This window comes from Thiomicrorhabdus aquaedulcis, from assembly GCF_004001325.1.
Classification (GTDB): domain Bacteria; phylum Pseudomonadota; class Gammaproteobacteria; order Thiomicrospirales; family Thiomicrospiraceae; genus Thiomicrorhabdus; species Thiomicrorhabdus aquaedulcis.
This window is the reverse complement of sequence record NZ_AP018722.1, coordinates 211902-226574: the sequence shown is the minus strand read 5'-3', so window position 1 is coordinate 226574 and position 14673 is coordinate 211902. Positions and strand designations below refer to the sequence as shown.

At 42.5% G+C, this 14673-nt stretch carries 17 protein-coding genes; 6 read left to right on the top strand and 11 right to left on the bottom strand.

Annotated elements, in window-relative coordinates; translation table 11 throughout:
• The first annotated feature begins 118 nt into the window (after positions 1–118).
• The 6 genes from pip (at position 119) to EP181_RS00930 (ending at position 5150) form a co-directional block, all read left to right on the top strand.
• On the top strand, positions 119–1081 hold the full coding sequence (gene pip, locus EP181_RS00955; RefSeq protein WP_127469999.1) for a prolyl aminopeptidase: 963 nt from the start codon (positions 119–121) through the stop codon (positions 1079–1081).
• A 56-nt stretch (positions 1082–1137) separates the two neighbouring features.
• Positions 1138–3225 carry a two-component system response regulator gene (locus tag EP181_RS00950; RefSeq protein ID WP_127469998.1) on the top strand — a complete coding sequence of 696 codons (2088 nt, stop codon included), beginning with the start codon at positions 1138–1140 and terminating at the stop codon, positions 3223–3225.
• A 205-nt stretch (positions 3226–3430) separates the two neighbouring features.
• Positions 3431–3778, top strand: a complete 348-nt coding sequence (locus EP181_RS00945) for an Hpt domain-containing protein (protein ID WP_127469997.1) — start codon at positions 3431–3433, stop codon at positions 3776–3778.
• Between the two features lie 120 nt (positions 3779–3898).
• Positions 3899–4498, top strand: coding sequence for a hypothetical protein (locus EP181_RS00940; RefSeq protein WP_127469996.1), 600 nt, complete (start codon positions 3899–3901; stop codon positions 4496–4498).
• Positions 4495–4932, top strand: a complete 438-nt coding sequence (locus tag EP181_RS00935) for a hypothetical protein (RefSeq protein WP_127469995.1) — start codon at positions 4495–4497, stop codon at positions 4930–4932. Before EP181_RS00940 ends, EP181_RS00935 begins: the two co-directional genes overlap by 4 nt.
• The gene (locus EP181_RS00930; protein ID WP_127469994.1) at positions 4914–5150 is read left to right on the top strand and encodes a hypothetical protein; all 237 of its coding nucleotides are present in this window, start codon (positions 4914–4916) and stop codon (positions 5148–5150) included. Before EP181_RS00935 ends, EP181_RS00930 begins: the two co-directional genes overlap by 19 nt.
• 207 nt (positions 5151–5357) lie before the next feature.
• On the opposite strand, the gene ccoS is transcribed toward EP181_RS00930, so the two are convergent.
• From ccoS to ccoN, 11 genes are all read right to left on the bottom strand, one after another.
• On the bottom strand, positions 5358–5636 hold the full coding sequence (gene ccoS, locus EP181_RS00925; protein ID WP_127469993.1) for a cbb3-type cytochrome oxidase assembly protein CcoS: 279 nt from the start codon (positions 5634–5636) through the stop codon (positions 5358–5360).
• Positions 5636–8137 (bottom strand): heavy metal translocating P-type ATPase, encoded by a 2502-nt coding sequence (locus EP181_RS00920; RefSeq protein WP_127469992.1) that lies wholly within the window; start codon positions 8135–8137, stop codon positions 5636–5638. The genes ccoS and EP181_RS00920 overlap by 1 nt, the downstream gene beginning before the upstream one ends.
• A gap of 3 nt (positions 8138–8140) precedes the next feature.
• Complete coding sequence (locus EP181_RS12120; protein WP_232023460.1) at positions 8141–8488, bottom strand: FixH family protein; 348 nt, start codon at positions 8486–8488, stop codon at positions 8141–8143.
• A complete protein-coding gene (locus tag EP181_RS12115; RefSeq protein ID WP_232023459.1) occupies positions 8434–8691 on the bottom strand; it encodes a FixH family protein in 258 nt (85 codons plus the stop codon). Before EP181_RS12115 ends, EP181_RS12120 begins: the two co-directional genes overlap by 55 nt.
• 172 nt (positions 8692–8863) lie before the next feature.
• The gene (gene ccoG, locus EP181_RS00910) at positions 8864–10351 is read right to left on the bottom strand and encodes a cytochrome c oxidase accessory protein CcoG (RefSeq protein WP_232023458.1); all 1488 of its coding nucleotides are present in this window, start codon (positions 10349–10351) and stop codon (positions 8864–8866) included.
• Positions 10352–10503: 152 nt separating this feature from the next.
• Positions 10504–10644, bottom strand: a complete 141-nt coding sequence (locus EP181_RS11845) for a hypothetical protein (protein ID WP_172959652.1) — start codon at positions 10642–10644, stop codon at positions 10504–10506.
• Positions 10645–10759: 115 nt separating this feature from the next.
• Positions 10760–11593, bottom strand: a complete 834-nt coding sequence (locus EP181_RS00905) for a c-type cytochrome (RefSeq protein WP_232023457.1) — start codon at positions 11591–11593, stop codon at positions 10760–10762.
• Positions 11518–11682 carry a cbb3-type cytochrome c oxidase N-terminal domain-containing protein gene (locus tag EP181_RS12110; RefSeq protein ID WP_232023456.1) on the bottom strand — a complete coding sequence of 55 codons (165 nt, stop codon included), beginning with the start codon at positions 11680–11682 and terminating at the stop codon, positions 11518–11520. Before EP181_RS12110 ends, EP181_RS00905 begins: the two co-directional genes overlap by 76 nt.
• Positions 11683–11702: 20 nt before the next feature.
• Positions 11703–11885: a cbb3-type cytochrome c oxidase subunit 3 gene (locus EP181_RS00900; protein WP_127469991.1), complete on the bottom strand. Its 183-nt coding sequence runs from the start codon at positions 11883–11885 to the stop codon at positions 11703–11705.
• Between the two features lie 3 nt (positions 11886–11888).
• The gene (gene ccoO, locus EP181_RS00895; RefSeq protein WP_127469990.1) at positions 11889–12719 is read right to left on the bottom strand and encodes a cytochrome-c oxidase, cbb3-type subunit II; all 831 of its coding nucleotides are present in this window, start codon (positions 12717–12719) and stop codon (positions 11889–11891) included.
• 79 nt (positions 12720–12798) lie between these two features.
• Positions 12799–14229, bottom strand: a complete 1431-nt coding sequence (ccoN, locus tag EP181_RS00890; protein ID WP_127469989.1) for a cytochrome-c oxidase, cbb3-type subunit I — start codon at positions 14227–14229, stop codon at positions 12799–12801.
• Between the last annotated feature and the right edge of the window lie 444 nt (positions 14230–14673).

Below are 14673 nucleotides of genomic sequence, written 5' to 3'. Positions count from 1 at the left end.
AATTTAAGAAAGTCACCAAACAATTTGGCTTTGCAGTTGCCAGGTGGCTAAGAATGGCGTATTTTTGATATTTGTTGAACGCGTTCTAAAACACCTATTATGGTTTAGGAATCACACCATGCTCAAATCACCGCTTTACCCACCCATTGAACCCTATGCACAACACAGCTTGCAGGTGGACAGCACGCACATTTTGCATTTAGAAGAGTGCGGCAATCCACTGGGCGTTCCTATATTATTTGTACACGGCGGTCCTGGCGGTGGTTACAGCCCCATTCATCGGCAGTTTTTTAACCCGCAACACTATCGTATTGTGTTGTTTGACCAGCGTGGCTGTGGCAAATCACGCCCACACGCCAGCTTAACCAACAATACCACCGCACACTTAATTGAAGACATAGAAAAAATTCGTCGTTTGTTAGGCATAGACAAATGGGCATTGTTTGGCGGTTCATGGGGGTCAACACTGTCACTCTTGTATGCACAAGCCTACCCAGAAAGAATACTCGGCTTAATTTTACGCGGCATTTTTTTGTGTCGGCAGCAAGATGTAGACTGGTTTTATCAAAGCGGTGCCAATCGATTTTACCCCGACTATTGGCCTGACTTTATTGCCCCCATCGCACCCGAAAAACACAACCAACTTATTAACGCTTATCACGAGGTGCTGACGGGACATGATGAAATTGCTCGCATGCGTGCTGCTGAGGCCTGGTCCATTTGGGAAGGCCGCACGTCTACCTTAAAAGCCAACAGCGGCATTGTGAGTCATTTTGGCGACCCGTTTCATGCCTTGGCTATGGCGCGTATTGAATGTCACTACTTCTTTCACCAGTCGTTTATTGAAGACAATCAAATTCTAGAACACTCTCAAAGCCTTAAACACTTACCTATTTACATCATTCATGGGCGGTACGATATGGTTTGTCCTATTAACCAAGCCTTTGAGCTTAAAGCGACCTTACCCAAAGCAAATATGACCATTTGCGAACACGCTGGGCATTCTGCAATGGAACCCGAAATTGCTGCCGCCCTTATTCAGGCAACAGATGATTTTGTCTTAGGCAAAATATCTGTTTAACTTTTGTGCCAAAGCCTATAAACTAGGCCTAAATTGCGTACTTACCACAGAGAGCCATGTTAAATTCATCTGAAAAAGCCCCGCTTATCCTAATTGTCGACGACGACGTGGTCACCCGCATGACCTTGTCAAAGGTATTAAGCAAATCTGGCTATCAAATCATCGAAGCCACTAATGGCAGTGAAGGCTTTTCGCTTTATATTCAACATCAGCCCAACTTAGTGCTTATGGACGTTATGATGCCGGTAATGGATGGCTTTAAAGCAACCCAAGCCATTCGTAATTACGAGCAAAATCGTGCCGTACCTATTTTAATGCTGACGGCACTTGACGACATTGGCTCAATCGACCAAGCGTTTGACGCCGGTGCAACCGACTTTGTTACCAAACCCATCAACTGGGGGCTGTTAGGTCAACGTGTTAAATACGCCATTCGCTCTTCTTTAATAGAAGACCAGCTGCGCAGCAGTCAAGCTCAACTGGCATACGCCCAAAAACTCGCTAAACTGGGTTATTGGGAGTGGGATGCGCCTAATGATGAAGTTTCTGGTTCAAGCTCTGCTTTTAATTTATTTGGCGTACCCAATCAACCTGGCATTAACCTTGAACAGTTTTTAGCCCACATTATGCCTAAAGACTTACCGCTGATTCATCAAGCAATGGGTGAAGCCACGCAAGGACAATCGCATCTTCAAATTAGCTTTAGGGTTTTGCACCATGATGGCAATATCGCTCATATAGAATGCTTAGGTGAAGTAACCTATAGCAGTGATGGCAGTGTCCTTAAAATAACTGGCTCTGCGCAGGACATAAGCCGCTTGCATCGTGCTGAAAGCATCATCGATTTTCAATCGCACCACGATGCACTCACCGAACTGCCTAACCGCTCAACCTTTAGTCAAGTTTTACAAACCGCGCTCCAAGATGAGCTCGCCGAAAAACTCACGGCGGTCATTATTTTTGATATCGATCGTTTTAAGCATATCAATGATAATTTAGGCCAAGATAAAGGCGACAGTTTACTTATCTCATTGGCTCAACGCTTAAAACGCATTACGCGTGATTCGGACTTTGTAGCGCGCTTAGGCAGCGATGAATTTGCTATTCATATCAAAAATCTTGCCGACATAAATGAATTAAACCTTTTAATCAATCGTATTGTATTTGATTTAAAAGCACCGTTTATTGTGCAAAAACAAGAGTTATTTATTGGTTTCAGCATTGGACTTTCAGTTTATCCCGACGACGCACACAATGCCGAAACCCTTATAAATCACGCTAATATTGCGCGTGCAGTGGCTAAATCTAAGGGTGGAAATCAGTTTGAATTTTACCGCGCCGAGATGAACGCTGAGGCTAAAGAGTTATTATTACTTGAAAACGATTTACGCCGCGCGCTGGACAACGGTGAAATTGAAGTTTTTTACCAACCTCAAGTCGACGCTAAAACCCTATTGGCCTGTGGCTCAGAAGCTTTGGTACGTTGGCGTCATCCCGTATTAGGAATTGTCTCTCCCGTTACATTTATTCCCATTGCTGAAAGCACCGGGTTAATTGTCGACATTGGTCATTTCGTCTTAAGCACTGCGATTAAACAAACGCTTAAATGGCATGAACAAGGCTTTAATCAGTTACGCATTGGCATTAACTTATCTGGTCGACAATTTACCCAGTCCAACTTAATGGCAGATGTGCAACGTGTGTTAGATCATAATCCTCTGCCAGCCAAATTCATCGATTTAGAAATTACCGAAAGCTTGGCCATGAGCGATGCCGAAAAAAATATAAACATCCTCAAAGGCTTAAAAGCCATGGGAGTGTCTATCTCAATTGATGATTTTGGTACGGGTTATTCATCATTGGCGTATTTGCACAGCTTTCCGATTGACACCATCAAAATTGACCGTTCGTTTGTAATGAACTTAGGCAACCCTGAAGGCCAAGCTATTGCTCGAACCATTATTGCAATGGCCGAAAGTTTAAATCTAGAAGTCGTAGCAGAAGGCATTGAATCGGATGCTCAGGTTAGTTTTTTGCAATCAAAACATTGCGATATTTTTCAAGGCTTTAAATTCGGCAGACCCATGCCCGCGCCAGAATTTTATGACTGGTTAGTCAAAAACCAGCACACACAACCATCGTGAGACCATTGCACGAGTCAAGGCACGGTAAAAAATGGCTAAAATTTACCTCATTTTTGTTGAAAACCTTGCGAATAGCCAGCTATTCACTGCGTTTTTCGCCGCAATCTGGCAAATTTTTCCTCATTTTTTTCTCGCACCTCACTCGTGCAAAGGTCTCATCGTCTTAAACACGAAATTTATATAAATTTAATAATAAGGAACCGCCATGGCTACGCCTGTTGATGTCAGTAATTTAGAAATGCTTAAGGAAGTCATTGGTGATGACCTAAAAGACATCTTACAAAGCTATTTGGAGACAACGCCTGATTTAATTCAAAAAATCAGTACGGCCATTACTATGGAAAACGCTGCAAACTTGCAACTACATGCTCACACGCTTAAAGGCAGCTCGGCTAACATTGGCGCTGTTCAATTACCCGTAACGTGTCAGCAACTTGAAAAACTAGCCAAAGAAGGCACAATCAATGCCCAATCTAAAGAGTTGTTTGCGCAAATTAACATTGAAAATCGCGAGGTAAATCAATTTTTATCTTCTTACATAAACACATTCTAGAACAATCTAGGGTTACAACTATTTTAGTATTGTCGTTGATTTTATCAACCGCACCTTTTCACACAATGACCCATTTACACTGATTTAAACTTATTTTTACGCTTTAAACCGAGAACCCGCATGCATTATCAAGTTACTCCAGCAGAGACTTCTGCCGCTAAAACGCCGCACCATATTTTTAACATTAACATCATCATAACCCATTTATTTATGTCAATGATTGTGCTCGAAATTGGGCAAACTCTAGAACTTTTATTGGTGCCGCTGGTTTCAAGCATGGTCATTGGTTATTTGTATTACCGAAAAAATCAAACCGCACAACAAGACAGCTGGTTTGTGGCAGCACATTGGCTGTTAGCATGGCGCCGAGGGCGAATTTTATTATTGAGTTACGCCGTGGCTCTTGCGATGGTGGCCATTTACAGCGTTATTGATATGATTTTTCCGGGCGGTTTTTCAATGAACAACTTCTCAACCGATAACAGCCAAACAAACCTAGGTGAAATTATTACCATCCGCTTTGCAGCGGTGGTTATTTTTGTTGCCGTACTGATTACCTTTATGCAAACTGGGATTTCTGTGTACGACGCTGGCAAAGGCATTATGGATCCTGCCATCGAAAAACATCTGCCACGTACTGCAACGTCTAATGTTCCGCTGGGTGTTGGTCAAGATGAAATCTCATTGGATCATACCAAGTCGCAGGACGCGCAAAAGTGAACAAACCCGTTACCAGTAAAAAGCGTTTACCCATGTTTTGGTTGGTCTTTATTGGTTCGATTGTAGCCTTGTCACTCATGGTATTTATTCAGCCCGAGCGCGATGCCGTTGATGCCAGCCACTTGCCTTGGAACGCGCACATAGATGAGCAAGGCCAATTGCATGCTTTAGGACTCAAGCCCAACGTTACGACATTACGCGAAGCCATGAAACTGTATGGTAAAGACGTTGAAATTAAATTGTTTACCGACAACGTCGATCAGACACGTAAAAGCGCCGAAGCGTATTTTCCAGTTGTGTACATTGGCTCAATTAAAGGCGCGTTAGCGTTACGCTTGAACGCCTCGGAAACTCAATTAGAGGAAGCGTTTCAACGTGGTAAAAAATTACCCTTACCCCTTCGGGCAGTCGTGAAGTGGAGCTGTCTAATGTAGATACGTTTGGTTTTTTAGACAGCACATTTTTAAGTGTTACGCTAATACCACAAAAACATCTTTCAGAACGCGCCATTGACATGCGTTTTGGCCAACCTGACCGCATAGAAGTCTTATCTGACAATCTTCCGCACTGGTATTATGAAAAGCTAGGGTTGGAGTTGATAGTGGATCAAGAAGGGCCAGAAGCCTTGCAATACTCGCTTAAACAACGTTAAAGAGCAGATACAAGACTTGACCAGGCCTGGTCAAGTTGGTTTATTTAGTCTTGTTTAAATTTATCTAGAATTGACGTTCTTTTTAAAGAAAATCAAGCACTAAAAAGTTGGTATTTTAAGCCGTCGAGTAAATTTTTTTAAAACAACCGATCTCTTTTTAGCTTACTTTACAACATGCTTTTAGTGTATTAAGGCTTAGGGAAACGCTTATTTTTTTAGGTCTTCTTCGTTTCTTGCCGACGCTTGATGCGCTTCTTCGCCCGAAGAAACTTTTGCATGATTTGAAGTTTCTTGGGGTTTAAGTTCTTTTGTTGCGTTAGACGCATTTGAGCTACGCTCTTTAGGATACTCATCTTCCATAAAAATTCGATTAGCCGCACCGTCCATGTCATCAAACTGCCCCGATTTGGCCATCCAAATAAACACCACCACCACTAAAAATCCAAAAATAAGCATCATTGGAATCAATCCATAAATCACGTCCATTACGACTCTCCACCTCTGCGTTTATTGGCCTTAACGCTAAAAAAGTTGCGTATGCGTGCAGCGTTACCAATCACCACCAAACTGCTTAACGGCATGGTGATGGCCGCCATAAGTGGAGTTAGCATGCCCGCCATTGCCAATGGCACCATAATAATATTGTAAGCAATTGAGCTGGCGATGTTTTGCTTAACCGTTCTAAGGGTGCGCGCCGACAACTCGACTGCAGTATTGACGGCCATTAAATCACTGTTCATGAGCACAATGTCCGCACTGTCCATTGACACATCAGTGCCCGAACCCAAAGCAATACCAACATCAGCGCGCACCAGCGCCGGTGCATCATTAATGCCATCGCCAATCATGGCGACTCTTTGACCACGCGCTTGCAAATCACGAATCACCTGATTTTTATCTTCGGGTAACACTTCCGCAATCACCTGCATACCGCCCAATGCATCTGCAACACGTTGAGCGACAACCTCTAAATCACCGCTAAGCAACGTAACCTGCTTACCTTTAGCCTTGAGACGACGAATCAATTCATTGGCCTCAGGGCGTAGAGCGTCTTCTAAAAACAATACGCCAATCACTTGCCCCGCACAGGCCGCCCAAATAGCAGTATGACCTTGTTGTGCATGAAAATCGGCCTCAATGCGCAAGACTTCCGGCAGAGTCAACGCCAAACTATCAAGCCATTTAGCCGTGCCGATTTGCCAAAGCGTTGCGTCTATCGTACCTTGCACGCCTTTGCCAGGTAATGCTTTAAACGCCTCTACTGCCAACCAGTCTTGTGCATTAAGTTGATAGCGTTCTTTAACCGCACGCGCTACCGCCACCGCCAAACTGTGTTCGGATTGATGCTCAACTGAAGCCAGTGCCAGCAGGTTAGCTTGTTCTAATGCTTTATTTTGCGCCATAGCTGGGTCAGCCCAGACAAAATCGGTGACCCGCATTTCACCTAACGTTAGGGTTCCGGTTTTATCAAAAACAAAGTGGTCTACCCCATTTAGGGTTTCTAACACCGCACCGTTTTTAATTAAAATACCAAAGCGCGCCGAAACGCCAGAGGCCACCGCGATGGCCATAGGTGTAGCCAAACCAAATGCACAAGGGCAGGTAATAATCAGCACCGCAGTACCGGTCATAATAGCTGTTTCAATGCCGGCATTAAAAAACCAATAGGCAAAACTCATCACCGCTAAAGTGATGGTAACGGTGACAAACCAAGGCATAATTTTGTCGGCCGTACATTGAATTGGCGCTTTAGAGCCTTGTGCTTCTTCAACCAAGTGGACGATTTTACCCAACTTAGTGTCTTGTAAAATAGCCACCACTTCCACCAACAAATTACCGTCGATGTTAAGGGTGCCTGCCGACACTGTATCGCCTAAACTTTTCGTTATTTCACGCGACTCGCCACTGAGCATCGCCTCGTTTACCATGCCCTGACCGCTTACCACTTTGCCGTCTACCGGAAACTTATCGCCTGGCTTCACTACAATGTCCTGGCCTTTTAACAGACTGCGAACCGGAACAATTTTCTGTTCTCCGTCTTGCGACAATCGCGCTACTTTGGGTTGTAACTCCATCAAACGACGCGATGCATCAACCGCTTTATTTTTGGATATTGCCTCAAAATAGCGACCAATAAGCAGCAAAAACATAAAATCAATCAGCGTATCAAAATAAACCTCGCCCACATGTTCTGGGTGAAGTGTTACCCACATTGAATAAAAATAGGTGGTGAGCATACCCAGACTAATGGATACGTCCATACCGACCGAACGGGCTTTTAAAGAGGTGTAAGCCCCTTTTAAAAAAGGTTGACCCGAATACGCCAGGGTTACAGTCGCCACCACCAACATCAGCCAATGAAAATAGTGTCTAAACTCTTGGTCTTCTGCGGCACCGCTGTACAACGCAATTGAAAACCACATCACATTCATCATCGCAAACCCAGCAAATCCCAGCCGATAAAGTAAGTCGCGGTTGGCTTTTTTGTAAGCGTTTTGACTGCTTGTTGCATCGTAAGGTGTGGCGTCATACCCAATGCTGTTGAGTTTTTTAATAATGTCTGACAATTTTAGTTTGTCATTATTCCAGCGAATTTTAATTTGCTTATTGGTAAAGTTAACGGCGGCCAACAATACCCCATCGACTTTCGCCATAGTGTGTTCTATTAACCAAACACAGGCGGCGCAATGAATGGCTTCGGACATTAAGGTAATTTCACGGCGACTGCTTAAATCACCCACGTATTGCGATTGCACTTCATCGTAGTCGTAAAAATCGACCTCTTTATTGGGCGGAGGCGGAGGCGACAGCAATTCGCCATCGGGGGTACGCTGGTAAAAACTTTGCATACCAGCCTCATAAATCACTTCACAAACCGAGGCACAGCCGTGGCAACAAAAAGGACGAGTAACGCCCTCTATGGGTTTAAGAATTAAATCCCCTTCGGGTATCGCTTGTCCACAATGAAAGCAGGCCTGATGAATCATAAATTACTCTGGATCTTTAACCATAATAGAACGCCCCATATTAAAGACTAACTCGCCCTGGGTAACCTCCATTATTAAATCCCACTTACCTTTTAACGGAAAGCTAATCGGTGCGCTAAATGCGCCCAACTCACCTTCTACCGCCGTTAATTGCAATTGACCATCCAGCTTGCGGTCAGATGGGCGGTAAAAATACAAAATAGCATTGTCTACGGCCATAGGCTGATTTTGTTTGTCTAAAACTTGCAAGGTCACGGTGTCTGCTTTACCTTCTAGCAAAACCGGCAGTTCAGTTTTTAACTGCCAACCCATCTCTTCCATTTTTTTGTTTTTAGCCAGGAGCTCATCCATGTTTTTACCCTGTTCGTAAAATCATCAATGACCAGGCCTGGATTTGTGACAATAGCCATACTTACCATAAAAAAGTTAACGGTTAACACAACCGTTAGGATAACCGCCCAACCAATAATAAATGGGTTTTTCCACGCTACGCTCCAATCACGCATATCTTTTTTGGGCTTGGTTTCAAACTGCGAAATATCTTCTAATGCCATGGTGTTGCTCCAATCAATGGTTAAGGAAAAAAAAAGCCCTTAAAAAAGGGCTTTATTATAGCGTATGTACAAAACAGGATTTAAGCTTAAAGTCTTTATTGCAAACAGAGTATTTAATAGGTCTATAACCTAAAAATACACTGTCTTTCTTCATGCGGTTAAGCCTATATTTTTAAGGTACTGGTGGTCCTAAAAAATCACTATCATAAGTTGAACGAATACTCGGATTATTCAAGTCAACAACATTAATTTTCAGAGGAATCCGACTGTCTTTTAATGATTTTTTAGGAATTCGCACCAATAAAGTGGTTGCTCCAACATTGCCTGGTGATACATTAATGACTTTATCTGCGACAAAAGTCATTCCTTCAGGGCCTTCAACCGTTATCTCAGCCAACATCGGAAAATTGCTTTTATTTACGACTTTAATAGTCCATTTATTTTGAATATTGCCATCACTCATCTGTACATACAACGGTGAACGTTCATGCAACGCTTTAACATCAATGGGCGACATCGTTAATAATCCCCATACCATAGCCAAAGCGGCAAAAGTCATAATGCCTGTGTATACCAATACCCTTGGACGTTTCCAAACGGGTGGCAACACAAGTCCACCAAATTCCGCCAATGAAGCATAGCGAATTAAACCCTTAGGTTTTTTAATTTTTTCCATTACCGAATCGCAAGCGTCAATGCACAAACCGCAGGTAATACAGCCAAATTGCTGGCCACGGCGAATATCCACCCCCGTTGGGCAAACTGCTACACATAAATTACAATCAATACAATCACCCAATGCTTCAACTTCTTCACCAGGTTTAGCTCGCTTCATACGCCCACGCGGCTCACCTCTTTCAACGTCGTATGTTGGAACAACCGTTTGAGTATCAATCATTGCACCCTGAATACGTGCGTAAGGACAAAAACCAATACAGGTCTGCTCACGCAAAATACCAGCAAAAAAGTAGGTAGCCGCGCCTAAAATCAAAATAATAGATGTTTCGGTCGAACTCCATTCAAATGCAAATAATCGCGTCCATAAATCAATAGCGTCTACAAAATAGGCGACAAAGCTAAAGGCGGTCATAAAACCAATAAAACCCCAAATAATATGTTTTGGAATTTTCACCTTAATCTTTTCAAGACTCATCGGTGATTCATCAAGCTTAATACGCTTATTAGGTTGCCCTTCTAACTTTTCTTCAATCCAAGTAAACACATCAGTCCAAACGGTATGAAAGCAAAAATACCCGCACCATAAACGCCCAGCAATAGCTGTTGAGGCCGCTAATAACAATGAAAAAAACAGCAGTATCATTGCTAGAATCCAAATGTCTTGCGGCAAGATGGTTAGACCAAAAATATGAAACTGACGATTACCTAAATCAAATAACAAAGCCTGATGGCCATCCCATCGCAAATAAGGGCCTAAAAATAATGCAATCCACAACGAGGCCGTTATCCATTTAACCGTACGAAACATACCAGGCATGCGCTTTGCATGAACAGTACCACCTGTATGAATCGGTAAAATTTCTACACCAATGTTCTCAAGATTTTTGTTACTGGTGTTCATGGTATCGAGTACCGAACCCGTTTGATGATTGTCGCGATATAAATCTTTCTTATCTTTCGACTCATTCATTTCAGCTGACATTTAAAGAATCCTTATCTTTGCGAATTATCCGGGGCATTGTATAAAAAAATAACACATCGCATAAGCTAATCTTTTTATTGAGCTTTATAAAAAAAAATAGGCCTAACCTTGGTTAAGCCTATCTTATAAAAATAATGTGTTTACCACTTATTTTATTCTTTTGATTTATCGTCTTTTTCAAGACCTTCAATACCACGAGTGGCTTTCCAAGCAAAAGCGACTAATGAAACGATGGACAGTACCAAGGCACCTAAAGAAATCCACAATACAAAATCATTATTTAATTCGTTCATTTCATACTCCTCAAACTTGATTAAAATCAAGTTCTAACTGCTTTTAAAATCAAAAAGGAGAACATTTCTGCTCTCCCTTTGAATATAACAACTTAAATTGACAACTTGCTGGTCATTACTGACCGCCACCTAACGCGTGAACATAAATTGCTAAGCGTTTAATGTTGACATCAGCATCAGGCAAACGCTCTTTAAAAGAAGGCATGTATGCTTGACGTGTACCCGCAATATACTGACCATCTTTCTTAACATTTACGCCATATGCAATGGTGTTATAAGCTTCAGTACGCAAGTCAGCACCTGGAAGGCCTGTAAAACGCCAAACTTGGTCTGTCAAGTTAGCCGATCCAGTAGGAGCCAAAGGCTTACCAGCAGGACCATGACATGCTAAACACATACCTTTAGTGTAAGCCGCTTTACCTGCAGTAAACGCGACATCTTCGCCTTTGCCTTCAGACAACGCCATTACATAATCGGTTACATCTTGCATCTCTTGCTCAGACAAATTGCCCATCATCCCTTTAGCAGGCATGTTACCAATTCGTCCATTAACCATTGCTGTTTCAATCTGCTTAACACTTCCACCCCATAGCCAGTCATCGTCTGCCAAGATTGGAAAATTAGGATTGCCCGCGCCACCAGCGGCATGACAGCCTGCACAGTAATCACCAAACAAAACCTTAGAAGTTGCAACAGCGTAAGATTTTAACTCTTCGTCTTTAAGAATGTCTTCAACTGACATTGCCGCCAGCTTTTCTTCTTTATCTGCAAACTTAGAAACACGCCAGTTTTTTAGAACGGTAAAGTCATCTTGGTACTCTTCAACCTGAGTCCATCCAGCCATACCTTTCGTAAACTCACCCGTTCCATCTGTTAATGGAATGGTTGGGTAGTAAAGCGTGTAAAAATAATCATTATAAAACCGAAGTAAAAAGACAGCATCCACCATAATGGAGGTGGGTTGTCTAATTCACGTAAGTCTTCATCCCAAATGTGGCCTGTATTGCCTTCATCCGGCCACGGATTGTGTTGTGCCATATTTATTCTCCTCAGAATAATTAGTCATCATTCAGTATTTTATATTTTTCTTGCTCCATCTCTTTACGCTTGCTTGGGCGTAACGCCAAAGCAAACGTGATGAGCATGCCTAAAAACACCAATACTGTAACGATTAACCCAGCCCAGTCATGGGTGGTTAATGCCGCCCAATCAGTACTGAAATATTGTTCAAGTTTGCTCATAGGTTATTGACGATATGTTTTGCTGTCATCCAGCTTAACCATCGTTCCTAAAACTTGAAGATACGCCACCATGGCATCCATTTCGGTGTAACCCTCGATGGCTTTGTTTGCATTTTCAATTTCTTCATCGGTGTAAGGCACGCCTAGCGTACGCATTACAGATAAGCGAACTTTCATGTCACGCTCAGTACCAAAGAAGTCTTTTGAAACAAGGGTTTCAGCCAGCCACGGATACGCAGGCATAACCGATTCTGGAATCATACTTTGAGGACGTAACAAATGTAACACCTGCCATTCATCAGAATATTTACCGCCTAAACGAGCCAAATCTGGGCCGGTACGTTTAGAACCCCATTGCATTGGGTGGTCGTACATAGATTCTGTTGCCAATGAATAATGACCGTAACGTTCACGCTCATCACGGAAAGGACGAATCATTTGTGAGTGACAAATATAGCAACCTTCGCGCAAATACAAATCACGACCAGCCAACTCTAAAGGCGTATAAGGACGAACCCCATCACCTGGCTTCCAGTCTGCAACTTGCCATTTACCATTTTTGGCCTGGCTGTAAAGTTTCTTGTCTGAAACTAACTTGCCATTTTCATCTTCGGTAAAGGTACGTTCCCAAACTAATTCAGGAAATTTTTCATTTTTTACGTTACCGTATTTATCGGTTTGTTCCGTGTAATCAACCGCAGATTTTAGATAAAACAACGGTACGATTTCAACAATACCCGCAATGGATACCGCCAGTGCAGTGGCTAGAAACATTGCAAATATATTGCGCTCTAGACCATCCTGGATATTTTTTGGTGCTTGATTATCAGCCATGAGTTTGTGCTCCTCAACTCATTAAATTCAATTGAGTGGCAATTGCTTGCCACTTTGATTGATCTTTCTTATTTATGCCTTATGCGCGCGCTTCAACTGCTTGAGTCGATTTTGCATTCGCCATACGAATAGTCATTACCACGTTGTATAACATGACAACCGCACCCGTAAAGAATAAGAATCCACCTAACGTACGCATTGCGTAATATGGGTGCATTGCTGAAACAGATTCAGCGAACGTATAGGCTAATGTTCCGTATTCGTCGTATGCACGCCACATTAGACCCTGCATAATTCCAGATACCCACATAGCCACAATGTAAAACACCGTACCAATTGTTGCCAACCAGAAATGGAAGTTAATCAACTGCATAGAATACATTTCTGTTTTCCACAGTTTCATAATCATGTGATAAATGGCACCAATAGACACCATTGCAACCCATCCTAGTGCACCTGAGTGAACGTGACCAACAGTCCAATCGGTATAATGCGACAAGGCGTTTACTGTTTTCGCTGCCATTACTGGCCCTTCAAACGTTGACATTGCATAGAAAGCCAAAGAGATGATCAAGAAACGCAAAATATAATCAGTACGTAATCTATCCCAAGCGCCTGAAAGCGTTAGCATTCCGTTTAGTGCACCACCCCATGAAGGGATAATCATCGCTAAAGAGATTACTGCGCCTAATGAACCGGTCCAATCTGGCAATGCTGTGTACTGAAGGTGGTGAGCACCTAACCAGACATAACCAAACATTAAAGCCCAAAAGTGAATAACCGATAAACGGTACGAGTAAATTGGACGTTGCGCTTGCTTAGGTACGAAATAGTACATGATTGCAAGGAAACCCGCCGTTAGGAAGAAACCTACCGCGTTATGCCCCCACCACCATTGAATCATGGCATCTTGCACACCCGCAAACAGCGAGTACGATTGAAACAATGATACTGGAATCGCCAAACCGTTTACTACATACAGATATGTGATTGCAATCATCATACCCATAAAGAACCAGTTTGAAACGTATACGTTTGGATGCGTTTCTTTATTACGTGACGCAATGGTCATCATAAAATTAAACGTATATAACGTCCAAACCAATGCAACAGCAATGGCTAAAGGCCAAATTTGTTCATGGTATTCTTTACCAGTAGTCATACCCAAAGAAAGGGTTACAACTACACCCAATAGCCCAACGGTAAACAGGATTGCTGTTGCCCAAGCCATTGTGTTGCTCCAAAGTCTTACGCCGTTTGTACGTTGTACGGTGTAAAAAGCTGTTGCCATTAACGTCATACCACCAAATGCATAAATAACAGTATTTGTATGCATTACACGTAAACGTGCAAAAGTGATTTCCGCGATATCAAAATTTAACACAGGCCAAGCAAGTTCTGCTGCTGCATAAGTACCCATAAGCGTACCTAACACCAAGAAAACCACTGCGCCCACTGTTAAATACTGAACCACACCATTGTCATATTGTGGTTTTGCGATAGTATCCATCAGCCGGATTCCCCTTACTAGTCTTAAAGTCTTTGCCCAAATTTGTCTTAAGTTTTTTGACCAAACAAACAGGACTCCTCAGCAAAAAATTATACCTTGCCTTGTTGCCAGCCGTAGTCAAATGAATTTTAAAAACTTGATCCATATCAAGTAATCACATGGATTAAATTTCTAAAACCTTAATAAAAAGTCAGACGGTTTAAAAAATCCTTCGCATTATCCCAAAAGAATGCCCTTATTGCATGCCTAAAATTATTTATGAGGGCATATCACTTTTCCTTATCATTAACATCCAGCGACTGCTTATATGCCCTACTTAGCCTCCACTTATCCCTTCTCACTAATCCTAAACAGCTTAATGCAACCTTAACTTACGCAAACTCGCGATATAAATAACCCATCTTTTCAGTTATTATAGGCGGACTTTAACTCTAAGGACTCTCT

What these genes read in the sequence shown, in the direction of transcription:
- pip (WP_127469999.1), top strand. Translation starts at nt 119, where the DNA reads ATGCTCAAATCACCGCTTTACCCACCCATTGAACCCTATGCACAACAC.
- EP181_RS00950 (WP_127469998.1), top strand. Translation starts at nt 1,138, where the DNA reads ATGTTAAATTCATCTGAAAAAGCCCCGCTTATCCTAATTGTCGACGAC.
- EP181_RS00945 (WP_127469997.1), top strand. Translation starts at nt 3,431, where the DNA reads ATGGCTACGCCTGTTGATGTCAGTAATTTAGAAATGCTTAAGGAAGTC.
- EP181_RS00940 (WP_127469996.1), top strand. Translation starts at nt 3,899, where the DNA reads ATGCATTATCAAGTTACTCCAGCAGAGACTTCTGCCGCTAAAACGCCG.
- ccoS (WP_127469993.1), bottom strand. Translation starts at nt 5,636, where the DNA reads ATGGACGTGATTTATGGATTGATTCCAATGATGCTTATTTTTGGATTT.
- EP181_RS00920 (WP_127469992.1), bottom strand. Translation starts at nt 8,137, where the DNA reads ATGATTCATCAGGCCTGCTTTCATTGTGGACAAGCGATACCCGAAGGG.
- EP181_RS12120 (WP_232023460.1), bottom strand. Translation starts at nt 8,488, where the DNA reads ATGGATGAGCTCCTGGCTAAAAACAAAAAAATGGAAGAGATGGGTTGG.
- EP181_RS12115 (WP_232023459.1), bottom strand. Translation starts at nt 8,691, where the DNA reads ATGGCATTAGAAGATATTTCGCAGTTTGAAACCAAGCCCAAAAAAGAT.
- ccoG (WP_232023458.1), bottom strand. Translation starts at nt 10,351, where the DNA reads ATGTCAGCTGAAATGAATGAGTCGAAAGATAAGAAAGATTTATATCGC.
- EP181_RS11845 (WP_172959652.1), bottom strand. Translation starts at nt 10,644, where the DNA reads ATGAACGAATTAAATAATGATTTTGTATTGTGGATTTCTTTAGGTGCC.
- EP181_RS00905 (WP_232023457.1), bottom strand. Translation starts at nt 11,593, where the DNA reads ATGGTGGATGCTGTCTTTTTACTTCGGTTTTATAATGATTATTTTTAC.
- EP181_RS12110 (WP_232023456.1), bottom strand. Translation starts at nt 11,682, where the DNA reads ATGGCACAACACAATCCGTGGCCGGATGAAGGCAATACAGGCCACATT.
- EP181_RS00900 (WP_127469991.1), bottom strand. Translation starts at nt 11,885, where the DNA reads ATGAGCAAACTTGAACAATATTTCAGTACTGATTGGGCGGCATTAACC.
- ccoO (WP_127469990.1), bottom strand. Translation starts at nt 12,719, where the DNA reads ATGGCTGATAATCAAGCACCAAAAAATATCCAGGATGGTCTAGAGCGC.
- ccoN (WP_127469989.1), bottom strand. Translation starts at nt 14,229, where the DNA reads ATGGATACTATCGCAAAACCACAATATGACAATGGTGTGGTTCAGTAT.